At 72.9% G+C, this 24,750-nt stretch carries 29 protein-coding genes; 13 read left to right on the forward strand and 16 right to left on the reverse strand.

All coding sequences use genetic code 11. The features are described 5' to 3' along the window. Window positions 1–2: 2 nt before the first annotated feature. Window positions 3–218, reverse strand: coding sequence for a hypothetical protein (locus tag LL648_RS06065; RefSeq protein WP_232661404.1), 216 nt, complete (start codon window positions 216–218; stop codon window positions 3–5). Window positions 219–222: 4 nt separating this feature from the next. Continuing rightward, window positions 223–816, reverse strand: a complete 594-nt coding sequence (locus LL648_RS06070) for a SigE family RNA polymerase sigma factor (protein ID WP_232661405.1) — start codon at window positions 814–816, stop codon at window positions 223–225. 129 nt (window positions 817–945) lie between these two features. Between LL648_RS06070 and fbaA the strand changes: the two genes are divergently transcribed. The 4 genes from fbaA to LL648_RS06090 all read left to right on the forward strand — a co-directional run bounded on the left by fbaA (window position 946) and on the right by LL648_RS06090 (window position 4,361). Next, window positions 946–1,980, forward strand: coding sequence for a class II fructose-bisphosphate aldolase (fbaA, locus tag LL648_RS06075; RefSeq protein ID WP_232661406.1), 1,035 nt, complete (start codon window positions 946–948; stop codon window positions 1,978–1,980). Window positions 1,981–2,009: 29 nt separating this feature from the next. After that, window positions 2,010–2,414: a DUF3151 domain-containing protein gene (locus tag LL648_RS06080; RefSeq protein ID WP_232661407.1), complete on the forward strand. Its 405-nt coding sequence runs from the start codon at window positions 2,010–2,012 to the stop codon at window positions 2,412–2,414. A gap of 41 nt (window positions 2,415–2,455) precedes the next feature. Continuing rightward, window positions 2,456–3,553 (forward strand): FUSC family protein, encoded by a 1,098-nt coding sequence (locus tag LL648_RS06085; protein ID WP_232661408.1) that lies wholly within the window; start codon window positions 2,456–2,458, stop codon window positions 3,551–3,553. Window positions 3,554–3,698: 145 nt separating this feature from the next. After that, entirely contained in the window at window positions 3,699–4,361 is a 663-nt protein-coding gene (locus LL648_RS06090) for a lysophospholipid acyltransferase family protein (protein ID WP_232661409.1), read from the forward strand. A gap of 15 nt (window positions 4,362–4,376) precedes the next feature. Here the strand turns inward: LL648_RS06090 and LL648_RS06095 are convergent, their stop codons facing one another. Further along, window positions 4,377–5,654 (reverse strand): reverse transcriptase family protein, encoded by a 1,278-nt coding sequence (locus LL648_RS06095; protein WP_232661410.1) that lies wholly within the window; start codon window positions 5,652–5,654, stop codon window positions 4,377–4,379. A 272-nt stretch (window positions 5,655–5,926) separates the two neighbouring features. Then, complete coding sequence (locus LL648_RS06100) at window positions 5,927–6,121, reverse strand: hypothetical protein (RefSeq protein WP_232661411.1); 195 nt, start codon at window positions 6,119–6,121, stop codon at window positions 5,927–5,929. Window positions 6,122–6,364: 243 nt separating this feature from the next. Between LL648_RS06100 and LL648_RS06105 the strand changes: the two genes are divergently transcribed. Together LL648_RS06105 and LL648_RS06110 are read left to right on the forward strand one after the other, a co-directional pair. After that, on the forward strand, window positions 6,365–7,204 hold the full coding sequence (locus tag LL648_RS06105) for a helix-turn-helix domain-containing protein (RefSeq protein ID WP_255684758.1): 840 nt from the start codon (window positions 6,365–6,367) through the stop codon (window positions 7,202–7,204). Window positions 7,205–7,332: 128 nt separating this feature from the next. Further along, window positions 7,333–7,536 (forward strand): DUF397 domain-containing protein, encoded by a 204-nt coding sequence (locus LL648_RS06110; RefSeq protein WP_232661413.1) that lies wholly within the window; start codon window positions 7,333–7,335, stop codon window positions 7,534–7,536. On the opposite strand, the gene LL648_RS06115 is transcribed toward LL648_RS06110, so the two are convergent. After that, complete coding sequence (locus tag LL648_RS06115) at window positions 7,537–8,142, reverse strand: hypothetical protein (protein ID WP_232661414.1); 606 nt, start codon at window positions 8,140–8,142, stop codon at window positions 7,537–7,539. Between the two features lie 194 nt (window positions 8,143–8,336). On the opposite strand from LL648_RS06115, the gene LL648_RS06120 reads away from it, so the two are divergent. Beyond that, window positions 8,337–9,617 (forward strand): adenylosuccinate synthase, encoded by a 1,281-nt coding sequence (locus LL648_RS06120; RefSeq protein ID WP_232661415.1) that lies wholly within the window; start codon window positions 8,337–8,339, stop codon window positions 9,615–9,617. Window positions 9,618–10,063: 446 nt separating this feature from the next. Here the strand turns inward: LL648_RS06120 and LL648_RS06125 are convergent, their stop codons facing one another. The 4 genes from LL648_RS06125 to nth are packed head-to-tail and all read right to left on the reverse strand — an operon-like array spanning window position 10,064 to window position 13,353. Then, window positions 10,064–11,260: a MarP family serine protease gene (locus LL648_RS06125; RefSeq protein WP_232661416.1), complete on the reverse strand. Its 1,197-nt coding sequence runs from the start codon at window positions 11,258–11,260 to the stop codon at window positions 10,064–10,066. 52 nt (window positions 11,261–11,312) lie between these two features. Further along, window positions 11,313–12,008 carry an NUDIX hydrolase gene (locus LL648_RS06130; protein ID WP_374111990.1) on the reverse strand — a complete coding sequence of 232 codons (696 nt, stop codon included), beginning with the start codon at window positions 12,006–12,008 and terminating at the stop codon, window positions 11,313–11,315. Then, window positions 12,005–12,655, reverse strand: a complete 651-nt coding sequence (locus LL648_RS06135; RefSeq protein WP_232661417.1) for a TlpA family protein disulfide reductase — start codon at window positions 12,653–12,655, stop codon at window positions 12,005–12,007. The genes LL648_RS06130 and LL648_RS06135 overlap by 4 nt, the downstream gene beginning before the upstream one ends. Beyond that, a complete protein-coding gene (nth, locus tag LL648_RS06140) occupies window positions 12,652–13,353 on the reverse strand; it encodes an endonuclease III (protein WP_232661854.1) in 702 nt (233 codons plus the stop codon). The genes LL648_RS06135 and nth overlap by 4 nt, the downstream gene beginning before the upstream one ends. 247 nt (window positions 13,354–13,600) lie before the next feature. On the opposite strand from nth, the gene LL648_RS06145 reads away from it, so the two are divergent. From LL648_RS06145 to LL648_RS06155, 3 genes are all read left to right on the forward strand, one after another. Continuing rightward, window positions 13,601–13,852: a hypothetical protein gene (locus LL648_RS06145; protein WP_232661418.1), complete on the forward strand. Its 252-nt coding sequence runs from the start codon at window positions 13,601–13,603 to the stop codon at window positions 13,850–13,852. A gap of 146 nt (window positions 13,853–13,998) precedes the next feature. Further along, a complete protein-coding gene (locus LL648_RS06150) occupies window positions 13,999–14,673 on the forward strand; it encodes a Crp/Fnr family transcriptional regulator (RefSeq protein WP_232661419.1) in 675 nt (224 codons plus the stop codon). 111 nt (window positions 14,674–14,784) lie between these two features. Then, window positions 14,785–16,035, forward strand: coding sequence for an MFS transporter (locus LL648_RS06155; RefSeq protein WP_232661420.1), 1,251 nt, complete (start codon window positions 14,785–14,787; stop codon window positions 16,033–16,035). 27 nt (window positions 16,036–16,062) lie between these two features. Here LL648_RS06155 and LL648_RS06160 read toward each other — a convergent pair whose 3' ends face one another. Continuing rightward, window positions 16,063–16,851, reverse strand: a complete 789-nt coding sequence (locus tag LL648_RS06160) for an MBL fold metallo-hydrolase (RefSeq protein ID WP_232661421.1) — start codon at window positions 16,849–16,851, stop codon at window positions 16,063–16,065. After that, entirely contained in the window at window positions 16,848–17,672 is an 825-nt protein-coding gene (locus LL648_RS06165) for an NUDIX hydrolase (protein ID WP_232661422.1), read from the reverse strand. The genes LL648_RS06160 and LL648_RS06165 overlap by 4 nt, the downstream gene beginning before the upstream one ends. Window positions 17,673–17,709: 37 nt before the next feature. Here LL648_RS06165 and LL648_RS06170 point away from each other — a divergent pair, with 37 nt between their 5' ends. Next, window positions 17,710–18,597 carry a Gfo/Idh/MocA family protein gene (locus LL648_RS06170; protein ID WP_232661423.1) on the forward strand — a complete coding sequence of 296 codons (888 nt, stop codon included), beginning with the start codon at window positions 17,710–17,712 and terminating at the stop codon, window positions 18,595–18,597. Window positions 18,598–18,870: 273 nt separating this feature from the next. Here LL648_RS06170 and LL648_RS06175 read toward each other — a convergent pair whose 3' ends face one another. Genes LL648_RS06175 through LL648_RS06190 form a run of 4 tightly spaced genes read right to left on the reverse strand, consistent with a single transcriptional unit; the run spans window position 18,871 to window position 22,129 of the window. After that, window positions 18,871–20,868 (reverse strand): hypothetical protein, encoded by a 1,998-nt coding sequence (locus LL648_RS06175; RefSeq protein ID WP_232661424.1) that lies wholly within the window; start codon window positions 20,866–20,868, stop codon window positions 18,871–18,873. Between the two features lie 23 nt (window positions 20,869–20,891). Continuing rightward, window positions 20,892–21,506, reverse strand: a complete 615-nt coding sequence (locus tag LL648_RS06180; protein WP_232661425.1) for a hypothetical protein — start codon at window positions 21,504–21,506, stop codon at window positions 20,892–20,894. Then, window positions 21,503–21,967, reverse strand: coding sequence for a RidA family protein (locus tag LL648_RS06185; RefSeq protein WP_232661426.1), 465 nt, complete (start codon window positions 21,965–21,967; stop codon window positions 21,503–21,505). The genes LL648_RS06180 and LL648_RS06185 overlap by 4 nt, the downstream gene beginning before the upstream one ends. A 3-nt stretch (window positions 21,968–21,970) precedes the next feature. Further along, window positions 21,971–22,129 carry a DUF4177 domain-containing protein gene (locus tag LL648_RS06190; protein WP_232661427.1) on the reverse strand — a complete coding sequence of 53 codons (159 nt, stop codon included), beginning with the start codon at window positions 22,127–22,129 and terminating at the stop codon, window positions 21,971–21,973. Window positions 22,130–22,219: 90 nt separating this feature from the next. Here LL648_RS06190 and LL648_RS06195 point away from each other — a divergent pair, with 90 nt between their 5' ends. Both LL648_RS06195 and LL648_RS06200 read left to right on the forward strand, forming a co-directional pair. Continuing rightward, window positions 22,220–23,248 carry an ArsA-related P-loop ATPase gene (locus LL648_RS06195; RefSeq protein WP_232661428.1) on the forward strand — a complete coding sequence of 343 codons (1,029 nt, stop codon included), beginning with the start codon at window positions 22,220–22,222 and terminating at the stop codon, window positions 23,246–23,248. Beyond that, the gene (locus LL648_RS06200; protein WP_232661429.1) at window positions 23,245–24,405 is read left to right on the forward strand and encodes an ArsA family ATPase; all 1,161 of its coding nucleotides are present in this window, start codon (window positions 23,245–23,247) and stop codon (window positions 24,403–24,405) included. The genes LL648_RS06195 and LL648_RS06200 overlap by 4 nt, the downstream gene beginning before the upstream one ends. On the opposite strand, the gene LL648_RS06205 is transcribed toward LL648_RS06200, so the two are convergent. Then, a complete protein-coding gene (locus LL648_RS06205) occupies window positions 24,371–24,730 on the reverse strand; it encodes a WhiB family transcriptional regulator (RefSeq protein ID WP_232661430.1) in 360 nt (119 codons plus the stop codon). The two genes, LL648_RS06200 and LL648_RS06205, sit on opposite strands and share 35 nt — an antisense overlap. Window positions 24,731–24,750 lie beyond the last annotated feature (20 nt).

Here is a 24,750-nt window from a genome sequence, read left to right on the forward strand (position 1 = left end):
CGTCACCCGAGAGGGGGTAGGACCCCCGGCACCAGAAGTGATAGCAGCGCGAACCCCCCGCCGAGCACGGCGCCGAGCAGCAACGCCAGCAGCAGCGCGGTGCGTGCGCTCGCGCCCGACGGCTCGTCGACGTACTGCCCGGCAGGCCGTCCGGCACCGGTCGCGCGTGCCCGCAACGCCTCGGCGAGGCGCTGCTCCGGCTCGTCGCCCCTGGTCATGCGCTCACCCCGGCCCCGGGTTCATCACGCGCCCGACGGCGTCGAGCGCGCGGCTGGCAGTGGACTTGACCGTACCGCGGGTGATGCCGGTCGCCTCGGCGATCTCGGCCTCCGACAGCCCGCCGTAGTAGCGCAGCACGAGCACCTCACGCTGCCGGGGCGGGAGCGACGCCAGCGCGTCGACGACGGCCTGGTGCTCTGCGGAGAGCATCGCGAGCGACTCGGCCGAGCGTGCGTTCACCTGGTGCGGCGGCACGTAGTCGCGGGCGGTGCGCCTGCGCCGCAGCACCGAGCGCGAACCGTTGACGACGGCCGTGCGCAGGTAGCCGACGGCAGCGGCCTCGTCGCGCAGCCCTGCCCAGTGCCGGTGCAACCCGGCGAACGCCTCCTGCACGACGTCCTCCGCCGTGCTCGGATCGTCCACGAGCAGCACCGCGAGGCGCACCATGCGCATGCGGTGGTCGCGGTAGAGGTCCGCGAGCGTGCGCGGACTCGAAGGACCCGGACCCTGTGAAGGTGCGGGTACGGGACGGTCATCGAGCACGCGCAACCGAGTGAGCGTCTGCTCGACGGCGTTGTACCCCGCATCGCCGACCATGAACCACAGCCTATTCCGTAGCGTGCACAACAAGACACGGGCATGGGTGAGCTTGCCGACCGGCGCCCGTCGTGCCCGGTAGCAGGTGCTGGATACTTGTCCGCGAACCGCGGACAGGAGGGTCACACCGTGCCGATCGCCACCCCTGAGATCTACAACGAGATGCTCGACAAGGCCAAGAGTGGCCGCTTCGCCTACCCGGCGATCAACGTTTCGAGCAGTGAGACGCTGAACGCCGCGCTGCGCGGCTTCGCCGAGGCGGAGAGCGACGGGATCATCCAGGTGTCGACGGGCGGCGCCGAGTTCCTCTCCGGCACGCGCGTCAAGGACATGGTCACCGGCGCTTCGGCGTTCGCCGAGTTCGCGCACGTCGTCGCCGCGAAGTACCCGGTCAACATCGCGCTGCACACCGACCACTGCCCCAAGGACAAGCTCGACGGGTTCGTCCGGCCGCTGCTGGCGATCAGCCAGGAGCGCGTCGACCGCGGCGAGAACCCGCTCTTCCAGTCGCACATGTGGGACGGCTCCGCCGTCGAGCTGGAGGAGAACCTGCAGATCGCGGCCGAGCTGCTCGACCAGGCCGTCAAGGCCAGGATCATCCTCGAGGTCGAGATCGGCGTCGTCGGCGGCGAGGAGGACGGCGTCGCGCACGACATCAACGAGAAGCTCTACACCGCGCCCGGCGACTACGAGCGCACCGTCGAGGCCCTCGGTGGCGGTGAGAAGGGCCGCTACCTGCTCGCGGCCACCTTCGGCAACGTGCACGGCGTCTACAAGCCGGGCAACGTCAAGCTGCGCCCGGAGATCCTCAAGCAGGGCCAGGAGGTCGCCACCGCGAAGCTTGGGCTCGAAGCCGGCTCGAAGCCGTTCGACCTGGTCTTCCACGGCGGCTCCGGCTCGCTGCTCGAGGAGATCCAGGAGGCCGTCGACTACGGCGTCGTCAAGATGAACATCGACACCGACACGCAGTACGCGTTCACGCGCCCGATCGCCGCGCACATGTTCGGCAACTACGACGGCGTGCTCAAGGTCGACGGAGAGGTCGGCAACAAGAAGCAGTACGACCCGCGCTCGTACCTCAAGGCGGCCGAGGTCGGCATGGCCGACCGCGTCGCGCACGCGTGCGAGAACCTCCGCTCGACGGGCACCAGCCTCGGGAAGTAGGCGAATAGCCCACCCGGCAGGATGGGGTCATGACCAACCTGCTCGGTCCTGACCCCACCCTGCTCCCGGTGGACCCCGCCGCGGCCGACCTCGACCGCGGTATCGAGCCGGCCGAGGTCGCCGCGGCGCGCCCGACGTCGAGCCTCGCTTGGGCCGTGCTCGCCGAGCGCGCGCTCGAGGACGGCCAGACCATCACCGCCTACGCCTACGCCCGCACCGGCTACCACCGCGGGCTCGACCTGCTGCGCCGCAACGGGTGGAAGGGCTTCGGCCCCATTCCGTGGTCGCACGAGCCCAACCGCGGGTTCCTGCGTGCGCTCGCGGTGCTGCACAAGGCCGCCGTCGCCATCGAGGAGACCGACGAGGCGGAGCGCTGCCGCGTCTTCCTCGCCGAGTCCGACCCGGCAGCGCCCGCGGCGCTCGGGATCGACTGAGCCGGCCCCGAACGAACCGACCCCGAGAGACAGCAGGAACCGTGGCCGCGCCGACCCGGACCGAGCGGCTCCGCGCCCACCTGACGGCGCGGAGCCGCCGGGTCGGGGTGTCGGCGTTGCCCATCGTCCAGTGCGCGGTCGCGGCCGGCGTGGCGTGGTTCGTCGCGGGCGACCTCGTCGGCCACGCCAGGCCGTTCTTCGCGCCGATCGCGGCCGTGATCAGCCTGGGCGTCTCGCTGAGCAGCCGGCTGCGCAGGGTCGTCGAGCTGGTGGTCGGGGTCAGCCTCGGGGTGCTGGTCGGCGACCTCCTGATCTCCCAGATCGGCAGCGGCCCGTGGCAGATCATGCTGGTCGTGGCGCTGGCGATGACAATCGCCGTCTTCGCCGACGGCGCCGCGCTGCTCGTCGCGCAGGCCGGGTCGTCGGCGGTGCTGGTGGCGACGCTGCTGCCGCCGGGGGAGACCGGCGGGTTCGACCGCTGCATCGACGCGCTGATCGGCGGCGGCGTCGGTGTGCTGATCGCGGCCCTGCTGCCTTCCGACCCCGTCGCGCCGGTGCGCCGCGAGGCCCGGGCGTTGCTCGACGAGCTCGCGGCCGTCCTCACCGCGACCGCCGACGCGCTGCGCAACCGCGATGCCGAAGCAGCCGGTGCCGCGCTGCAGCAGGCCCGGGCGAGCCAGCCGCTGATCGACGGGCTGCGGGCGGCGCTGCGCGGCGGCAACGAGGTTGCGACCGTCGCGCCGCTGCACCGCAGGCGACGACGGGTGCTCGGCAAGTTCGCCGAGGTCGCCGAGCGGGCCGACTACGCGATGCGCAACGCCCGGGTGCTCGGGCGGCGCGCGTACACGGCGCTGCAGGACGACGAGCCGGCGGTGCCGGAGCTCGCCGACCTCATCAGCGAGCTGGCGTCGGCCGTCACCGCGCTCACCGCGCAGCTGGACCGCGACGGCGACCGGACGCTCGCCCGCGAGCCCGTGCTGGACGTCGTCCGGCACGCGGTGGCGCTGCAGCGCCAGTGGGAGCCGGGTCCGTCCGAGCAGGTGATGCTGGCCCAGCTGCGCTCGATCGCGCTCGACCTGCTGCAAGCCACCGGTCTGACCAGAGGCGCAGCCCTACGGGAAATGCGCGAAGACCCCTAGGAAGGCACCCTCCGGGTGTGCCAGGAAAGCCACTTTCCTGGCACGAGACGTCCGGAAAGTGGCTTTCCTGGCGCCCCGGACGCCGCCGTCCGGGTGGTGTTCGCCCGCAGCGGAACCTCTGCGGCGGTGATGTCGTTCAGGTCACGTGCATCTGCTTGTGCGCTGGCTGCTGGCGCCGCTCGCCCGACTTCTGTACAGGCCGATCGTCCGTGGTGCCGACCGCGTCCCACGGGAGGGCGCGGTGATCATCGCTGCGAACCACAGGGCTGCGGTCGACACCGCGGTCATCGCGCTGACGGCCGGGCGGCCGGTCTCGTTCCTCGGCAAGTCGGAGTACTTCGAGGGCATCGGCATCAAGGGCAAGGCGCTGGCCGCGTTCCTCTCCGCGCTCGGGTACGTGCCGGTCGACCGCACGAACGCCAAGGCGGGGCTCGCCGCGCTCGACGCCGCCCGCACGGTCCTGGAGGCGGGTGGCGCGTTCGCGATCTACCCGGAGGGCACCCGGTCGCTCGACGGCAGGCTGCACCGCGGCCACACCGGTGTCGCGACGCTCGCGCTGGAGACCGGCGCGCCAGTCGTCCCGGTCGCGTTGCACGGCACCGAGCGGGTGCAGCCGGTCGGCAAGAAGTTCCCCCGGCTGCGCCGCGTCACGATCCACTACGGCGAGCCGCTCGACTTCTCCCGCTACGACGGCCTCTCCAGCTCCAACGTGATCCGCCGCGCCGCGACCGACGAGATCATGGACGCGATCGCGCGCATCTCGCAGCAGGAGTACGTCGACACCTACCACCAGCGCCCCGCCGCCTGAGTTCCCCAGGCCGGGTCAGGGCCAGCGGATCGCGTCGAAGAGCGCGCGCAACCGGTCGGCGCGGCGCGGCCGCCCGGTCGAGACCCAGGCGATCCGACCCAGCAGGTGCTCGCGGAACGCGGGATGCTCCGCGGTGTTCTGCTCGTCCGGGCCGGTGCGGGCGCAGTTGTGCAGCAACGCCCGCAGCGCGTCGTACTCGCGGCGAGCCGCTCCCGGCTCCGCGTTGACCACGAGCCCGGTGACCCGCTGCCGGTGGTGGGACGGCAGGACACGGGTCTTCGTGGCGTGCAGCCGGAAGCCCTCCTCCTCGGCGATCCGGCCGATGCGCGTGATGAGCCCGCTGGCCGGCAGCGTCGCCGCGGAGAACACGAGATCGTCGGCGTAGCGGCCGTACGTGGCACCGAGCGCCGCCGCGAGCCCGGCGAGGCGCCGATCGAGCCGGAACGCGAGGAGGTTCGCCGCCGCCGGTGACGTCGGAGCACCCTGCGGCAGGTGCGGCGCGGCGAGCCGGTCGAGCAGCCGCCGCCGGGCCTCCCAGGCTCCCTCGGCGGCGGGCGCGGATCGCAGGACGGGCTCCGGCGTGGCCGTCACGAGCAGCCCGGCCAGCGCCGCGGCCACGGCGGGCGGGTAGCCGGCGATGCGCATCAGGCCGGCCAGCCGCTCGCCGGTGACGTGCCCGAAGAAGCCTTCGAGGTCAACCTTGACGACCATCGCACGACCCGCGTGCAGAGCGGCGAGCGTCGCGGGCGAGCGCCCGCGGACGTAGCCGTGCGCGGCGTCGTGCACCGGGATGCGCGCCAGCACGTGCCGGCCGACCCGGCGTTGCAGCTCCTGCAGGCGCGGACCGGGCGACTCCAGCAGTCGCGGTGTGCCGGAGCGGGCCGTGACCCAGCGGCGCCGGTAGTGGTGCAGCGGCCCGGCCGGCGTGCGGCGCAGCCACCCGCCCGGGTCGGCGAACCATTCGAGCTCCCCGTCGCGCAGGTCCAGGCCGAGCGCCAGCGCGTCAAGATCGGTCCACTGCTGCACCGGCCACCGCCAGATCGGCACGTCCGGTTCGAGATCGGGTGGGCGGGTGCCCGGCCGGGCTGCGAGCAGCCCTTCGACCTCGGTGACAACCCGCTCGAACGGCCGACGTGGCCGCGCGCGCCAGCGGCCGAGCAGGATCGCGACGACATCGCCGATCTCCTCGGGGCTGCGCCACTTCCCGTGCTCCGCGAGCCGCTCGGTGAGCGGTTCGAGCTGCCACGGACCGGCCAGCGCCGCTGCGGCGACGGTGTGGGGATCAGGAGCCATCGGGCCCGCCCCGGTTGGGGTGGGAGTGGTGATGCAGCGGCGCGCGAGCGACCGGTGTTCCCGTCCGCCGCGCGCCGTCGGCACTCTTCCTGTGCCTCGCGCGCGCGGGACGCCATGCTGCGCAGAAGTGGTGCACCCCGGGGTTGCCCCGGAGCAGCAAGGCCTGCCGTGACGTGCACGGGCAGGTTCTCGCCGTCTCGTTCGTACGCCGCTGCATCACCTACGACGCTACCGACGCCCACCGACGCGACCGAGATCGCCAGCCCGCGCCGTCAGAGCCGGCGGAGCGGGCAGTCGCGGCACCGCACGGTGGCCGCGCGGCACTCCTCCTGCCGCGTCCGGCGCAGATCGGCCAGCTCACGCCGCGCCCGATCAGCGGATTCGCGCTGGTCGGCCACGGTGACCGCAACAGCGAGCGCCAGCAGGAACAGGAACGCCATGCCGACGAGGGCAACCATCAGATCCATCCGAGCCGCCTCCTCCGAGGGTTGGCGGTGGCCCCGAGCACCCCGCGATGCAAGCTGCCGTTAAGGTAGCCAGCAACTCGCTTGCTAGCGTAGTGCTACATAGCAGATCGCACCACTCGAAAAGCTTCGTAACGATTGGGCAGCTGACAGCGAGCCGATCCGTCGCGGGTGGAACGATCACCCGACCCTGCTGCTGAACGTGCGTGCGCACGGGAAGGAACGCTTGTGGACGACTCCGCGGGTATGCGGCGCCGACTCCGTGTGGAGCTCCGGCGAATGCGCGGCGAGGCTGATCTCACGCAACGCGATGTCGCGGCGGCGCTGGACTGGTCGCCGTCGAAGGTGATCCGGATCGAGAGCGGCCAGGTGGGGATCAGCGTCACCGACCTTCGCGCGCTGCTCGCGCTCTACGGCCTGACCGACGGCGACGCGGTGGACGAGCTGGCCGGCATGGCCCGCGGCTCGAAGCGGCAGCCGTTCTCCGACTACCGCGACGTCCTGTCCGCAGAGACGATCCGGTTCTTCGGCTATGAGGCGTCCGCCTCGCTGATCCGCCACGTCCAGCCGCTCGTGGTCCCCGGGCTGCTGCAGACCGAGGACTACACGCGGGCGCTCCTGCACGCCTACGGCACCGACGCCAAGTCGATCGACCGGATCGTCGAGAGCCGCCGCGAACGGCAGGAGGCGCTCGACCGCGCGGAGCCGCCGGAGGTCTTCACGATCCTCGACGAGGCGGTGCTGCGCAGGCGCGTCGGCGGCACCGCGGTGATGACCCGCCAGCTGCGGCACCTGGAAGTGCTCGCCGAGCGGTCGAAGGTGACGATCCAGGTCGTACCGTTCGACCACGGCGCCTACGAGGCCATCCAGGGCCCGTTCGTGCACCTGGAGTTCCAGGTGCCGTCCGACCCCGATGTCGTCTTCGTCGACAACGTGCGCAATGCCGCGACATTCATCGACGACGTGGAAATCACCGCACAGTTCCAGGAGTCGTTCTTCGCGCTCGAAGATCTTGCCGCGCCACCGGGGAAGTTCGGGCGCTTCGTCGAACGCGCGATCGGCAGCTTCTCCGAATCCGCCGAATAGCCACGCCGGAACGATCTTCGACACTGCCTGGTCACGTGCTGCTGGCCACTCGTGGGTGGCAGGCAGCCGTGCCGCTACCTAGGCTGGCCGTGCCGCAGGGTGCACGGGCCGGATCGAGGGGTGGCGGGGTGTCCGATCAGGGGAACGGTTCCGATGGGTGGCGCAAGAGCTCGTTCAGCGGGTCCAACAACGAATGCGTCGAGGTTCGGCTGGGAAAGAACGAGGTCGAAGTCCGTGATTCAAAAAGGCCGCAGGGTTACGTTCTTCGGTTCACAACCGCCGAATGGTCGGTGTTCCTGAACGGAGTGCGGGCGGGCGAGTTCGACACCTGATCAGCTGGGCCGGACGAGCAGCCAGTCGCTCGTGTGCCGGTACCAGGTCCAGCGGGTGACGGGGCGCGGGTGCTCCACACCGTCGTGGACGACGATCATCGGCTCGCCGCCGACCTGCACCGCTCGCCCGACTGCGGAACCGCGCCCGCTGCTCGCGAGCGGTGGCACCGGGCGCACTTTGCCGTCGGGCCGCCGACCCGCGCGGACGGCGAGCACGTCGGGGCCGGCCTGGACGACGAGCCGCCGGGTCGAGCCGCGCAGCACGAGCGTCTCGTCGCAGTAGCACTCACCGCGAAGCGCACGGATCTCAGCGCGGCCCATCAGCACCCCGCCGGCGTCGTCCCTGATCAACGGGGTCGGAGCGGCCGTCCCCGCCGTCGCGAGCGCGGCGGCCGCCCGTCCCCGCGGCAGGCCCCATCGCGCGGCGAACAGCGAGCGTGCCGATGGCAGGTAGGCGACCTCGACCCCGAGCCGGTCGGTGCGCAGCAGCCGCAGCACGACCGCGGCGAGATCGGCGTCGGAGCCGGCGACCACGAGGCGGCGCGGCTCGTGTTCCGCGAGCACGGGATCGATCGTGGAGCGGTCGGGCAGTGCCGCGACCGTCACGGCCCGGACCCCTGTGAGGCCGCCCGGATGACGGCTACCGTTGCCGGGGAGCTGTCGGTCCTGCGTGCAGATCAACAGCACCGGTTCCGAATCGATCGAGCCCACCAGATCGGTTACCCTTCCCCGCTGCGGTGCCGAAGACGCGACCCGCGGCTGCTGCGACCACGTTCATGTGGCTAGGACTGGAGTTTGACATGCCGGCGATCGTCGTGATCGGTGCCCAGTGGGGCGACGAGGGCAAGGGCAAGGCAACCGACATCCTCGGTAGCCAGGTGCAGTGGGTGGTGCGCTACCAGGGCGGCAACAACGCCGGCCACACCGTGGTGCTGCCCGACGGCCAGGACTACGCCCTGCACCTCATCCCGTCGGGCATCCTCACGCCGGGCACCAAGAACGTCATCGGCAACGGCGTGGTCGTCGACCCCGGCGTCCTCCTGGACGAGCTCTCCGCGCTCGAGGCCCGCGGCGTCGACACGAGCGGGCTGCTGATCTCGGCGGACGCGCACTTGATCATGCCGTACCACGTGGCGATGGACAAGGTGACCGAGCGGTTCCTCGGCAAGGCCAAGATCGGCACCACCGGCCGCGGCATCGGGCCGGCGTACCAGGACAAGGTCGCGCGGGTGGGCGTGCGGGTCGCCGACATCCTCGACGAGAAGATCCTGCACCAGAAGGTCGAGGCCGCGCTGGCCTACAAGAACCAGGTGCTGGTGAAGGTCTACAACCGCCGCGCGCTCGACGTCGACGAGGTCGTCGACACGGTGCTGGCGTACGGGCGGAAGTTCGCGCATCGCATCGCCGACACCCGGCTGCTGCTGAACAAGGCGCTCGAAGCCGGCGAGTCGATCCTCCTCGAAGGCTCGCAGGGCACGCTCCTGGACGTCGACCACGGCACCTACCCCTTCGTGACCAGCTCGAACCCGACCGCCGGCGGCGCCGCGGTCGGCTCGGGCATCGGCCCGACGAAGATCACCCGCGTGATCGGGATCCTCAAGGCGTACACGACGCGGGTCGGCTCCGGCCCGTTCCCGACCGAGCTGCTCGACGCCATGGGCGAGCACCTCCGCAAGACCGGCGGCGAGGTTGGCGTCACCACCGGCCGCCCGCGCCGCTGCGGCTGGTTCGACGCCGTGATCGGGCGGTACGCGGTGCGCGTCAACGGCATCACCGACTTCTTCCTGACCAAGCTCGACGTGCTCTCCGGGCTGGAGACCGTGCCCGTGTGCGTCGGGTACGAGGTCGACGGCAGGCGGATCGACGACATGCCGATGACCCAGACCGACGTCCACCACGCCGTCCCGGTGTACGAGGAGCTGCCGGGCTGGTTCGAGGACATCTCGGCGTGCCGCACGTTCGACGACCTCCCGGCCAACGCGCGCGCCTACGTGCACCGCATCGAGGAGCTCACCGGCGCGCCCGTCAGCGCCATCGGCGTCGGCCCCGGGCGCGACGAGACGATCACCCGCGACGTCTGAACGCCCGTCCGCCGCCGAACTGCCGCCGGTTCGCCGAGCGGTGGAACCGATCGGAGATCGTTTCCGTCCGAGTGATGAACGGAACGCACGGGAGGGAGGGTCGGGACGGGGAACGCGGAGCGCTGCGCGACGGCTGCTGGGCAGCGGGCGGCTCGCGTCGGCGGTTGCGGAGCGCCGCGCAACGGGTAGCGCCGACCCGCTCGCGCGACGGGCTGCGTGACGCGCCCCCGCGATGCGGGAGGCGTGCCGGGCGGGCACGCGGGCGTGGCGCGCGCACGCGCGGGTTGGCCGCCCCCGCTCGGCCGGCGCAGTGGGAGGCCGGGCGGCCCGCGCGGTGGAGTAGGCCCGGGTGCCCGGGTGGCCGGTTCAGCCGCCCGTAGGCGCTGCCCGACCTGCCCGGCCGGCGGCCCCGCCGGCTTGGGCGGCCCAGGGGCCCGCGCGGCCCGCTACGCCGCGCAGGCGCCCGTCTTGACCGCGCGGGTGCGGCCGCTCGCGGCGTCGAGCGCGGGTGTGACCTGCTTGACGGTGAGCACGAACCCGGTCTCGACGTCGTCGAGCGCCGCGCCGAACACCACGCCGATGACCTGGCCGGACGTGTCGATCATGGGCCCGCCGGAGTTGCCCGACTGCACCCGCGCGCGCACGGTGTAGACGTCGCGGGTCACCTCGGGGCCCTCGTAGATGTCGGGGCCCTTGAGCGTGATGTTCTGCCGCACGCGCCCGGCGGTGATCGTGAACGGGCCGTCGAGCGGGTAGCCGAGAACGATCGCGTCGTCGCCGGTCTCGGCCGGCGTCGGGCGCAAGGTCATCGGCTCGGCGTCGAGATCGGGCACCCGCAGCACCGCGACGTCGACCTCGGGGTCGTAGAGCACCACCGTCGCGTCGAGCGGGACGACCGCCCCGCGCCGGCCGCGGACCTCCACCGCGACCTCCGACGTGCCCGCCACGACGTGCGCGTTGGTCATCACCAGCTGCGGTCCGACGACGAACCCGGTGCCTTCGAGCTCCTTGCGGCACGACGGCGCGCGCCCGCGGACCTTGAGCACACTGCTGGCCACGGCCGTCACCGCCGGGCTCTCGAGCAGCGCCGGGTCGGGCGCGGCGACCTCGGAGATCGGGGTCTTCGAGAACGGGCTCAGCACGTCGGGGAAGCCGGAGTTGTCGAGCAGCTGCCGCAGCTCGCTGGGCAGCTGCTTCGCGCCCTCCGGCATGATCGTGTCGACGGCACCGAGCACCGTCGAGCCACGAACGCCGGCGGCGAGCCCCGGGAAGCTCGCGGAGGCCAGTGGCAGCGCCACCAGCCACGCGGCGAGCACCACCGTGATGGCCTGCAGGATCGACCCGAGCGTCGAGTCGACCTTCAGCGAACGCTCACCGGTGATCCGATCGCGGATCCGCCGCCCGAAGAACACACCCGTGGTCTCGCCGAGGGCGACGAGCAGCACCACGACGATGATGCTGACGACCACCCGGCTGTTCGGGTTCTCGACGCCGACGGCGAGCAGCGGCGCCAGCCGGACACCGAGGATCGCTCCACCGAGCACGCCGACGAACGAGAGCAGCGCGACCGCCATCCCGTGTCGCCACCCGGAGATTCCCGCGATGATCGCCAGCGCGATGACGACCAGGTCAACCCAACTCACGAAATGGCCTCGGCTCCCGTGGTGTCCCGTGTCGGCGGCAACCCGTCCGAGCTCATGATCCTGCGACCTCCTGCCGAAGGGCCCGGGCCGCGTCGAGTGCCGCGTCCAGGTCGTGGACCGGGGAGCCGTCCCACGGTCGAGCCCATCCCCCGAGATCCAACAGGGCGGACAATAGGCCCCCGGTGAAGCCCCACACGAGCAGCCCCGGGACGAGGAACGCGGGGCCCGTGAACCCGGATGGGTGCGCGACCCTGATCCGCGCGGACGGGTCGAGGAGGTCGGCCAGCGGCACCCTGGCGACGGTGGCCGTCTCACCAGGGTCGACGGCGTGCACGGCGGTCGGTTTCGCCCAGTGTGCGATCACCGGCGACACGACGAATCCCGACGGCGGCACGAACAGCTCCGGCAGCACCGTGAGCGGGACGACGCCTTCCGGGGCGAGCCCGGTCTCCTCCTCGGCCTCGCGCATCGCAGTGGCGATGGGCCCGTCGTCGCCGGGATCGGCGGCCCCGCCGGGGAACGCCACCTGTCCCGGGTGGCTGCGCAGCGTGCTGGCCCGCTCGACGAGCAGGACGTCGGGGCCGGTCGACTCGTGCTCGCCGAAGAGGATCAGCACCGCGGCCCGCCGGCCGCCGGCCGGTGGTGGGATGCGGTGCTGGATCAGGTCGTGGACGTCGACGCCATGCAGGTTGTCGAGCAGCGGGCGCAGCCATTCGGGGGCGCGGTCGGGTTGTGGCTGATCGGTCACGTCAGCCGCTCTACCGCGGCCGCGACGTCGTCGGCGCTCGCGAACGGGATCGGTGGGTCGACCTGCACGACGCTGCCGTCGGCGCGCACCACGTAGCTCATCGGGAGCCCTGGCGGCACCCGCAGCGCGCTGCGGAGCTGCGCATCGGGGTCGGTGACCGCGGGCAGCCGGACGCCGAGCTCGGTGACCAGCTGCAACGCGGCGCGTTGGTCGTCGCGCACGTTGATGCCGAGCACGGGGACTGCGCCGGGCCGTGCGGCGTACTCGGCCAGCGCCGGCAGCTCGGCGCGGCACGGTGCGCACCACGACGCCCAGACGTTCAGCAGCGCGGGCCGCCCGGCGAGCGCGGCGCCGATGTCGACGGTGCCCGGGGCGCCCAGGCACGGGACGGTGATCCCGGCCAGCGACCCTGTCGGGGCGGAGGCTGCGGCTCCCGCTGCGGCCGGCGTCGGGCACGGTTCGAGCTGGGCGGCAGCGCGCAGCGGCGCGAGCTCCGACTCACTGGCCGTGGCCGGCTCGGCGAGCGCGCGTTCCGACGTCGCTCCGCTCCCGCGCGGCCAGAGCGCAACAACCGCACCGATGACGAGCAAAAGCACCACGACGGTGCTGATGATCTCGGTTCGGTGCGCGCCGAGCCGGTTGGTCACGTCTCGTCCAGGTCGGCCGGTAGCCCGGCCATCGCCAGCAGGTGCGGCCGGGACGGCCCCTTGATCAGCTTGGCGGCCAGCGTGGGGTCGGTCGGTCCCGCGCCGTACGACGGGCAGTCGGCGGCGAGGGTGCACGCGCCGCAGGCCGGCTTGCGGGCGTGGCAGACCCGCCGCCCGTGGAAGATCACCCGGTGCGACACCATCGTCCAGTCGCGCTTCGGCACGAGCGCGCCGATCGCGTGCTCGACCTTCACAGGGTCCTCCTCCGCCGTCCACCCCCACCGGCGCACCAGCCGGCCGAAGTGGGTGTCGACGGTGATGCCGGGCACGTCGAAGGCGTTGCCGAGGATCACGTTGGCGGTCTTGCGGCCGATCCCCGGCAGCGCCACGAGCTCTTCCAGCGTGTTCGGCAGCACGCCGCCGTGCTTCTCGACGACGGCTGCGCCGAGCCCGATCAGCGAGCTCGCCTTGTTGCGGAAGAAGCCCGTGCGGTGGATCAACGTCTCCAGCTCGGCGCGATCGGCCTTCGCGTAGTCGACCGCTGTCGGGTAGCGCACGAAGACCGCCGGCGTGACGTCGTTGACCATCTTGTCGGTGCTCTGCGCCGAGAGGATCGTCGCGACGGCGAGCTCGAGCGGGTTCGTGAAGTCCAGTTCGCAGTGCGCGTCGATGTGCGTGGCTTCCAGAACGCGCAGCATCCGCCCGATCCGGCGCGCCCGGCCGAGCGGGGGCTCGCCCGCAGCGACCCGCTTGGCCAGCTTTGCCGTGGTCTTGGTGAGCGTCTCGCGCGCGACGGTGGTCACAGCACGAGCGTACGGCCGCGCGCCGACAACACGGACGGGACCGTCATGTCGCCTGGTCAGGTTACGAATGGGCATCGGACGGATGGCGCGGGCCACCCCGATGTGTCGACCCGGTGCGCCGTGCGGGACCATCAACGGCGTCATGACTGCCTGGTTGTCCGTCCTCGTACCGCTGCTCGTGATGTTCTTCGCGCTCGGGATGGAGCGCGTGGAGTCCAAGCTGCGGGAGTCGACCGTGCGCCCGGAAGAGCTCGAAGAGCTTCTGGAGCGCCCCCGTCCCGACGAGGTGCGTGCCCTCTTCCGGCAAGGCACCGGGCGCGCTCTGGAGCTGTTCCGGCTGCGCAGCCGCAACCCTCGAGGGCGACGCTCCGACAAGCGCAGCAAGGCCGCCTGACCACCGATCGGGCGTCCGATTCGCGGTTTGTCGCCCGGTCGTGCGACAAAACGAGCCTTGCCAGGTCACAGAGGGCCGACCCGACCCCCTAGACTGGCGCGCCGGTGATCCGCCGCGCGGTAGCGGCTGGGACGAGGAGCGGTGCAGTGGACGAGATTCTGATCCGCGCAGGGATCTTCCAGGGCGTCGAGCCGCACGCGGCAGAGGCATTGGCGCAGGCGCTCGACCCTGCGGAGTTCCCGCGTGGGCACGTGATCTTCGCAGAGGGCGAGCCGGGCGATCGGCTGTACATCGTCGGCAGCGGCAAGGTGAAGATCGGACGCAAGTCGCCGGACGGCCGGGAGAACCTCCTGATGGTCGCCGGCCCTTCCGACATGTTCGGCGAGCTTTCCATCTTCGACCCGGGACCGCGCACGTCCTCGGCGACGGCCGTCACCGAAGTGCGGACGTACACCATGGACCGGGCGGCGCTCCGGGAATGGATCGGCAAGCGGCCGGAGATCGCGGAGCAGCTGCTGAGGGTGCTCGCGCGCAGGCTGCGCCGCACCAACAACATGCTCGCCGATCTGATCTTCACCGACGTGCCCGGCCGCGTGGCCAAGTCGTTGCTGCAGCTCGCGCGCCAGTTCGGCTCCCAGGAGTCGGGCCTGCTGCGGGTCACGCACGACCTCACGCAGGAGGAGATCGCCCAGCTCGTCGGGGCGTCGCGCGAGACGGTCAACAAGGCGCTCGCCGACTTCGCGCACCGCGGCTGGCTGCGGCTCGAGGGCAAGAGCGTGCTGATCCTGGAGCCCGAGCGGCTGGCCCGACGGGCCCGCTGACCGCCTGAACGCCCACACCACCGTGCCGATGATGACGGCACGGTGGTGTCGTTCGTCCCCATTTCCGAGAAAAAGTGGTACGGGCGTACCAGATGTGCGAATCTGTTTCGCGTGTCCTCCTCGTCCGCAACACTCGCCGACTACCGTGCCGCGCTGACCGCGCCCGGCGCGCTCGTTCCCGTGCTCGCTTCCGCACTCGCCCGCCTGCCGATCGCGATGTTCAGCTTCGCGACACTCCTCTACGTGCAGCGCGCGACCGGATCGTTCGCGATCGCGGGGCTGGTGTCGGCAGGCGCGCTGGCCGGCGTCTCGCTGGGCGCGGTGGGGCAGGGCCGGCTCATGGACCGCATCGGCGCCACACGCCCGCTGCTGGGCGCTGCGGCGGTCTTCGCGCTCGCGGGCGCCGGGATGGTGCTCGCGATCGAGACGAGGCAGCCGACCGCGGTGCTGGTCGCGCTGGCCGTGCTCGCCGGGCTCACCCAGCCGGCCATGCCGGGCGCCTCGCGGTCGCTGTGGAGCTCGCTCGTGCCCAGCGGCCCGCGCCGCGACGCCGCCTACAGCTACGAGGCGATCAGCCTCGAGGTGTTCTTCATCCTCGGACCGGCGATCGCGGCACTGCTCATCCTCGCGCCCTGGCCGGGCACGGCCGTCGTCGTAGCGCTGAGCGGGATGGTCGCGGGCTCGGTCGTGTTCGCGATGAGCCGTCCGGTGCGGGCCCAGGAGCCGGCGCCGGTCGGCCCGTCCATCGGCATGCTCGGCGCGATCGCGCGGCCCGGCATGCGGACGGTCGCGCTGGCCTCCCTCGGGTTCGGGCTGGTCGTCGGCACCGTCGAGGTCGGGGTGCCCGCCGTGACGGCAGCGGGCGGCGCGCCCGCGCTGGGCGGCGTGCTGCTGTCCGCCTGGTCGGTCACGTCGGTGCTCGCCGGGGTGCTCTACTCGATGCGGCCGTGGCCGCGCCCGCTGCACCTGCGGCTGCCGGTGCTGCTCGCGCTGTTCGCGCTCTTCGTCGCCGCCATGGCGCTGACCGGCCCGACCGGCTCGTTGCCGGTGCTCGTGGTCGCGATGCTGCTGGCCGGCGCCACGATCACACCGCAGGTCACGGGCCACTCGATGGCCGTCGAGATCGCCGCGCCCCGCGGCACCGCGACCGAGGCGTTCGGCTGGGTCGTCACCGCCGCGACGCTCGGGCTGGCCGCGGGCCAGTCGGTCGGCGGCATCGCGGTGGAGGCCTCCGGGCCGCCGGCGGCGTTCCTCGTCGGTGCCGCCGCGGGCGGCGTGCTCGCCGTCACACTCTGGGCGCGCCGCCGCACGCTGGCCCCCGAGACGTCGACGCCCGCCCCGGAGCTCGCCGAGGCCCGCTGACCCCACCGCGACCCGGGCGGGCGGCCCTCAAGCGCGGAGGTACTCCAGCTGCGCCGCCACCGACATGTCGGCGGCCGGCCACAGGATCCGGTCCACGTCCGCGTAGACCACCTCGACGACCTGCCTCGGTGTCACGTCCGGCCCGAGGGTCCTGAGCGCCTCGCGCACCTGCTCCAGCCGCTCCTGCCGGTGCGCGAGGTAGGCGGCAGCGACCGCGGGCGCGTCCGGCAGCTCCGGGCCGTGCCCCGGTAGCACCGTGGTGCCCTCGGGCAGCTGCGCCAGCTTCCGCAGCGAGTCGAGGTACGGGCCGAGCGTGCCGTCGGGATGCGCGATCACGGTCGTTCCCCGGCCGAGGATCGTGTCGCCCGTCAGCACCGGAGGCCGTCCCGGCGCCGGTCCGTCGAGCAGGAACGAGAGCGAGTCCGACGTGTGCCCCGGGGTGCCGACGACCCGCAGCTCGACGCCTGCGGCCTCGACGACGTCGCCGTCGCCGAGTGCCTCCGAGCCGAGCACCAGCGAGCGGTCCAGGGCTCGGACCGGCGCCCCGGTGAGCTCCGCCAGCCGCTTCGCGCCGCCGGCGTGGTCGAAGTGGCGGTGGGTCAGGATGATCAGGGCGACCGGCCCGGCGGCCGCGACCCGCCGCAGGTGCTCCTCCTCGTGCTCGCCCGGGTCGACGACGATGCATTCCTGCTGTTCAGGTGCCCGAAGCAGCCACGTGTTCGTGCCTTCGAGGGTCATCGGTGACGGGTTCTCGGCCAGCAGCACCGAGGCGAGCGGCGTGACGGGACGCAGCTCGCCGTACGCGGGGTGGCTCATGCGCCGCCGCCGGGGGTGCCAGGGGTGAGGTGGTCCTCGGAGATCTCGAAATCGGGGTCGTCGGGCAGGACGACGATCACCTGCTCGCCTTCGCGGCGCACCCGCGGGATGAGCGGGCGGATCACCCGGTGCTCGGCGGCCGCGAGCACCGAGGCGCTGTCGGGGTGCTCGCCGATCTCCTGCAGCGTGCGGAACGTCGGGGCCATCAGCTGCATGTCGCCGCTCTGCCAGTGCTCCAGCGCTTCCGCCGGGTACCACCACGTGGCCTCGACGGCCTCCGTCGTGTGCGCGTCGGCCTCCTGGCCCTCCGGCACCAGCGCGACGAAGAACGCCGCGTCGTACCGCTTCGGGGAGGCGACCGGCGTGACCCAGCGCGCCCACGCCCGCAGCAGGTCCGAGCGCAGCACCAGGCCGGCGCCGCTGAGCACGTCGGCGAGCGAGGCGCGGCGCGCGACCAGGTCGGCCCGCTCCTCCTTCAGCTCCGCGACCTCGGGGGCTCCCGGGCCGGCCAGCAGCACCCCGCATTCCTCGAACGTCTCGCGCACGGCGGCCTGCACGAGCGCGCCGGCCAGCTCGGCGTCGCAGTCGAGCCGCTGCGCCCAGCTCGCCGGATCCGGGCCTGTCCATCCGGGCAGCTCCGCGCGGTCCCGCTGGTCGACCCCACCGCCGGGGAACACCGTCATCCCGCCCGCGAAGGCCATGCCGGCGACGCGGCGCTGCAGGAACACCTGCAGCGGGGTGCGGCCGGGCGCCGGGTCGGGGGCGTCGCGGACGAGCAGCACGGTCGCCGCGGGCTTCGGGACGACAGGTTCGGCAGGCACAACCGACACTAACTCGCCGGCGGGCAGGATGTGCCGCATGGATCTCATGCGGGTGGGGCTCGTCGGGGCCGGGCCGTGGGCCCACACGGTGCACGGGCCGGCGCTTGCGGCGCATCCCGGCGTCGACCTCCGAGGGGTCTGGGCGCGCCGCCCCGACGCCGCCGCCGAGCTGGCCGCGACGTGCCTGACCAGCGCGTACGCCACGCTCGACGAGCTGATCGGCGACGTCGACACCGTTGCGTTCGCGGTGCCGCCGAGCGTGCAGGGCGAGCTCGCGGTGCGCGCCGCGAACGCGGGCAAGCACGTGATCTGTGAGAAGCCGCTCGCCGCCGACCTCGACGGCGCACGTGCCGTCGAGGAGGCAGTGCGGAAGGCCGGCGTGCATTCGTCGGTCGTGCTCACGCTCCGGTACGACGACGGCGTCCGCAGCTGGCTCGACGGCCTGGACGGGCCGGCCGACGCCACCACCGTCGGATCGGTCCGTTGGCTCTCGGGCGCGCTGCTCGGCGGCCCCTACGCGACGTCGTCGTGGCGAGCCGAGCACGGGGCGCTGCTGGACATCGGGCCGCACGTCCTCGACATGATCGACGCCGCGCTCGGGCCGATCACCCGCGTCGCGTGGGCGCACTACAGCGAGCCCGACCTCTGGCGGTTCGCGCTCGACCACGAAGGCGGCGCGCAGAGCACGGCCGTGATCTCGGTGCGGCTGCCCGTCGACCCGTCGGAGGTGGAGATCGCCGTCTTCGGCCCCGCAGGCGTGCAGCGGCTGTCGCAGAAGGTCGGCGACGCCGTCGGGTGCTACTCCAACCTGCTGGACGAGCTGGTCGCCGCCGTCGCCGGGACGGGCCCCGCTCCGCAGCTCGACGCCGCACGTGGGCTGCGCCTGCAGGAGATCATCGACGAGATCGGCTCCGCCGCCCGCTGACCCGAATCTCCCCACCGTTTTGGGTGGATGCGCGCCTGCGGAGTGCGCATCCACCCAAAACGATGGGGAAGTCGGGCCACGTCGACCCCCGCGGGGTACCGCAGAGCAGGCTCGGCCGTAGAAGTCCCCCACCGTTTTGCCAACTTGCACGCCCGCAACGCCGTGCAGGTTGGCAAAACGGTGGGGAAGTTGGGTGTGCGGCCACGAACTTCCCCATCGTTTTGGGCACTTGCGCGCTCGTGCGGCGCGCATCCACCCAAAACGGTGGGGAAGTCAGCCGGCGAGGTCGGGCGGGTTGGCCCGGCGCGGCCCGGCGTGCCCGTTGTTGCCGGGCGAGCCGTTCGTCTGGGAGCCGTTGGTGGCTGCGCCGTTGCTCTGCTGCTCCTTGCCCGCGATACCGGCCCTGCGGCTCACGCGCGGCTTGCGCCCCTCGATGAGCTCGGCCTGCAGCCGGGCGAGCAGCTCGCGGTCGGCGTCGCTGAGCCGGGCCAGCGACTCCGGGCGCAACCCGAGCGGGGTGCCGGCGCCGGACGTCGTCGGCTCGGCGGCTTCCGCATGCTCGACGCGCTCCACGTCCGGCTCGGGCGCGGGGCGCGACTCGGGCCGCGTCTCCGGGCGGACCTCGGCCGGCGCGTCGGCGAAGCTGTGCCGCGGGTACCAGTCGTGCTCGTCCTCCGGCACGGCCGACTCGCGTTCAGATACGGGCGCGCGATCGACCTCCTCGGCGGGCGCGCGCCGGGCCTCGACCGGCTCCGACATCGCCCACGAACCGGAGGACCATTCCGCTGCCCAGCTCTCCTCGGGCGCGGCCGGCTCGGGCCGCGCCTTGACCGGGGCGTCGATCTGCCTGGTCGGTGGCGACACGTCCGCGTCGTCGACGCCGAGCGGGTCGTCCTCGAGGTACCTCGGCGCGAGCAGCGGGTCGAGCAAGGGCTCGTCGAGCGGGCCGCTCAGCGGGTCGCTCAGGGCAGCCAGCGCGGGCGACTCACCCGGCCTGCGGGGCGGGCTCTGCCGGAGCTCCTCGGTGGGCTCGGCGGACTCCTGCTTCGGCAGCGGCGCGAGCGGGTGCACCTGCGGCGGCGGCCCGACGTCGCGGCGGACCAGCGGCACCGGTGCGGGCAGCACGGTGCGCGAGATCGGCGTGACGGTCGTGCGCCGGGGCATCCCCGAGCCCGGCAGCGTGCGCGGGACGGGGCGCGGGCCCGGTTCGGCCTGCTCGGGGTCCTCGGTGATCAGCCGGCGTCGACCGCTGTTGCCGAACGCCGCGCGGACCGGCGGCGGTTCGGGGCTCTCCGCGGGCTCGTCGTGCTCGACCGGCTCCTCCGGCTCGTGCAGTTCATGCAGCTCGCGCAGCGGCTCGGGCTCGTGGATCTCGACGGGCTCCGGCTCGGGCGGGAGCGCAACCTCGTACCGCTCGCGCATCTGCGTCCGCGGCTCGTAGCCGGGCGGCTCCGGGTCCAGCTCCCGCTCCGGTTCCGGCTCCAGATCCTCGTGAGGCGGGAGCTCCTCGCGCAGCGGATGGTCGCGCAGCGGGTGCTCGTCGCGCAGCGGGTGCTCGTCCTGGAGCGGGTGCTCCTCGCGTGGCGGCGCCGGCGGGGGCGGTGGTGGTGGCGCCACCGGCGGCGGGGCCGGCTTCTTGCGCGGTTCCGCGAACGGCGACGGCCCGTCGATCAGGTCGCCGATGATCACCGGAAGGGCTTCGCGCAGCGCCGCGACGTGGTACGGCGAGCGGGCCCTGCGTGCCGTCAGCACCTCGACGGAGGCGTTGACGCCTGCGCGGTCGAGCGCGACCGCGAGCTGGTAGGCCAGCACGTCGCTGGGCTGCATGCCGTCCTCGATCTCGACGAGCACGACGGGGTGCGGCAGCGGCCCGGGGGCCGTCCCAGCCGGGGTGAGCCGCCACGACAGGTGCACGGCGCAGTCGCGCAGGAGCCGCGGCGGGAGGTCCGCGACCGCGGCGGCGACGTCCTCGACACCCTGCGGTGACGAGTCGAAGGTGTGCGCGGTGCCCTGCTCGTTGCTCGCCGGGGCGAGCGCGGAGGAGTCGAGGTCGACGCGCAGCGCCCGGCCGGCCGCGACCAGCGCCTCGCGCACCTCGGCGGGCAGCACGGTGCGCTCGGCGACCATGCTCGCGGTCAGCAGCTCGATCGCGCGGGTGTCGTCGCCGACCGCGACGAGCTCACGGGCCCACGAGAGCATGTCGTCGTCAACCCGGCCGGCCAGTGCGAGCAGCAGGTCATGCGTCGAGTTCGAGGCCGTCCTCTCGTCCACGTGCACTCCTCCGGTTTCGGCCGTCACGCGCCCGCCTGTGCCAAGGACGTCATCGCGGGGGAACGCCAGAGCGGGGCTGATTCGATGATGGCTGCCCGGTGGTACGGGTTGGCCTCCCCGTGCGGTGGAAGCACCTCCACGCACGGTGTGCGGTCGCCGTGCGCGCGCAAGACGCGTTGCAACGTACCGGTGAGCGTCCAGGGCCGATCGGCGCCGAGCACGAGCACCACCCGCTGCTCCTTCCGGCCCTCACCGCGCCATGTTTGGCGCAGCTCGACGCAGCCGGGGTGGCCGCGGACGACCGCGAGGACGCTCAGCGCGGCCAGGTCGACGTCGCCCTTCCCGATGAGCTTGCTGGCGTGGAAGCTGACGGCCGGGACGTCCGGCGTGTCTTGGGGGAGCACGGCGTCGAGCACCCGCGGCGACGCACCCCATTCCCCGACGCTGGCGAAGAGCATCTCGCGCTCCTCCTCGCTCAGGCCGAGGCGGTGGCGGAGCAGCTCGCGCGGCAGCATCGCGCTGACCGCGGCGCGGCCCTCGGCGGCGAGCCAGTCGCGCAGGCGCCAGAGCAGCTCGTCGGGTAGCCGCCCGGCGAGCCGGACCAGCAGGTCGTGGCAGGCCTGGTCGGCTGCGGTCATGATCCGTCCACCTCGACGATCAGCTCGACCTCGACCGGCGCGGCGAGCGGGAGCTCCGCGACGCCGACGGCCGAGCGGGCGTGCCGTCCGGCCTCGCCGAACACCTCGCCGAGCAGGTCGGACGCGCCGTTGAGGACGCCGGCCTGCGCGGTGAACCCGGCCGCCGAGGCGACGAAGCCGACCACCTTGACGATGCCGGTGACGGCGTCGATCCCGACCAGATTGTCGATGGCGGCGAGCGCGTTGAGCGCGCAGATGCGGGCGAGCTTCGCGGCCTCTTCGGGGCTGACCTCCTCGCCGACCTTGCCGGTGGCGGCCAGCTTGCCGTCGACGAGCGGGAGCTGGCCCGCGGTGTAGACGAGTGAGCCCGTGCGCCGCGCGGGGACGTAGGAACCCGCGGGTGTCGCAACGGACGGGAGTGTGATTCCCAGCTCAGCGAGCCGCTCGGCAGGGGTGGCCATCGATCAGCCCTGCACCGGCCGCTTGAACCACGCGACCAGCTCTTCGCCGTTGGCGCCGGAGGTGACCGCGACCAGCTCCCAGCCGTCTCTGCCGAAGTTGTTCAAGATCGCCTGGGTGTTGTGGATCAGCACCGGCGCAGTGAGGTATTCCCATTTCGTCACGCCTGAACCTGGGGAGCTCATGTCAAGACTGTAGCCAGCGCCTCACCCGGTCGGGCGGCCGGTCCGCGCTGGTCCGCCTAATCTGGACAGGTGACCACCACCGACTGGCCGGCAGCGCTGTCCGAGGCACGCCTGCACGTCGTGTCCGGCAAGGGCGGCACCGGCAAGACCACCGTCGCGGCCGCGCTGGCGCTCGCACTGGCCTCCGGAGGGCGTCGCACGCTGCTCGTCGAGGTCGAGGGCCGGCAGGGGATCGCGCAGCTCTTCGACACCCCGCCGCTGCCCTACGAGGAGCGCAAGATCGCGGTTGCGCCCGGTGGCGGCGAGGTCAGGGCGCTCGCCGTCGACGCCGAGGCCGCGCTGCTGGAGTACTTCGAGCTGTTCTACCGGCTGGGTATGGCCGGGCGGACGCTGCGGCGCATGGGCGCCATCGAGTTCGCGACGACGCTGGCGCCCGGTCTGCGCGACGTGCTGCTCACCGGCAAGGTCAAGGAGTGCGTCACGCGCAAGGACCGCGACGGGCGCCCGGTGTACGACGCCGTCGTGCTCGATGCCCCGCCGACCGGACGTGTCGTCAACTTCCTCGACGTCACCGCGGCGATGGCCGACCTCGCCAAGAGCGGTCCGATCCACACGCAGGCGAAGGGTGTCGTCCAGCTGCTGCATTCGCCGCTGACCGCCGTGCACCTGGTCACGTTGCTGGAGGACCTGCCCGTCACCGAGACGCTGGAGACCGTCGACGAGCTCGTCGCCGCCGGGATGCGACCCGGTGCGGTGATCGCCAACCAGGTGCGTCCGCAGTGGCTGCCCGACCGCTCGGTCGCGGCCGCGGCGGGTGGGCGGGTCGACGCCGAGCGGGTCCGCGCCGGGCTCGCGTCCGCGGGCCTCGACCTCCCGGCCGATGTCGTCGACGGGCTGGTCGCCGAGACCGTCGAGCACGCGCAGCGGGTGCACGCCGAGTCGGCGGCGCTGGCGCGGCTCGACACCGAGCCGACGAGGCCGTTGCCGCGGCTCGAACTGCCGCGGTTGATCGAGGGTGTCGACCTCGGTGCGCTCTACGAGCTCGCCGAGGAGCTCACCGAGCAGGGAGTCTCCGTGAACGCGGTACCGGTCGCATGAGCCCGACGAAGGTGGCGCCGCGCCTCGACGTCGACGAGCTGCTCGACGACCCCGAGACCAAGGTGATCGTCTGCTGCGGGTCCGGCGGGGTCGGCAAGACCACGACGTCCGCGGCGCTCGCCGTGCGCGCGGCGGAACGCGGCAGGCGGGCCGTCGTGCTGACGATCGACCCCGCGAAGCGGCTCGCGCAGGCGCTCGGGCTCGAACAGCTCGACAACGCGCCCGGAAAGGTCGAGGCCGCCGGCGGCGACCTGCACGCGATGATGCTCGACATGCGTCGCACCTTCGACGAGATGGTGCAGGCCCACGCCGAGCCCGACCGGGCCGAGAAGATCCTCTCGAACCCCTTCTACCAGACCATCTCCTCGTCGTTCTCCGGCACGCAGGAGTACATGGCCATGGAGAAGCTCGGGCAGCTCGCCGCCACCGGCGAGTGGGACCTCATCGTCGTCGACACCCCGCCGTCGCGCTCCGCGCTCGACTTCCTCGACGCCCCGCAGCGGATGTCGACCTTCCTCGACGGCCGCATGATCCGGCTGCTCACCGCGCCGGCGCGGGCCGGGGGCCGCGGCCTGCTCAAGATCGTCGGGGCCGGATTCTCGCTCTTCGCGAAGGCGGTCTCGACGATCATCGGTGGCCAGCTGCTCGCCGACGCGTCGGCGTTCGTGCAGGCGTTCGACACGATGTTCGGCGGGTTCCGCGAGCGCGCGAACGCCACCTACCAGCTGCTGCGCTCCCCGGGTACGGCGTTCGTCGTCGTCGCCGCCCCCGAGCCCGACGCGCTGCGCGAGGCCGCCTACTTCGTCGACCGGCTCTCCGAGGAGGAGATGCCGCTGGCCGGCCTCGTCCTCAACCGCACCCATCCCGCGCTGGCCCCGCTCTCCGCCGCGAAGGCCCGCGACGCGGCCGACGGGCTGCGCGGCGCGCCGCTCGCCGCCGCCGTGCTGCGGCTGCACGCCGACCGCGTCGACCTCGCCGAACGGGAGGAGCGGCTGCTCGCCCGCTTCACGAGCGCGCACCCCACCGTCGCGGTGACGGAGGTGCCGGTCGTCGCGGAGGTCGCCGACCTAGACGGGCTGCGCGAGATCGGCGAGCGGCTCGCGACCGACCGCGCCGCCACCCTCACCCCGGAGCGGAAGCTGCGCTCAGCCCGCTGACGCTCGCACCGCGGAGTGCTGCGCGCTCGGCGGCCGCCACGCACTCCGCGGCCTCGTGCGACTCGCGGGCGTCGAACAGCAGCTCGCTCCACGACCCGACCTCGGTGCGGCGGCGCAGCAGCGCCCGGCGCTCGCGCTCGGTCATGCCTCCCCACACGCCGAACTGGATGCGCTCGTCGAGCGCGTACGCGAGGCACTCGGTGCGCACGTGGCACGGACGGCAGAACTGGCGCGCCTGCCGTTGCAGCGACCCGCCCACGAAGAGCCCGTCGGCGTCCGTCGCCCGGCAGCGCGCCGCAGCACGCCATTCCCCCCGACCCGTCATGGCTGCTCCCCCTCGTCGAT

It is taken from the genome of Pseudonocardia sp. TRM90224 (genome assembly GCF_021245725.1).
In the GTDB taxonomy this organism is placed as follows: Bacteria; Actinomycetota; Actinomycetes; order Mycobacteriales; family Pseudonocardiaceae; genus Pseudonocardia.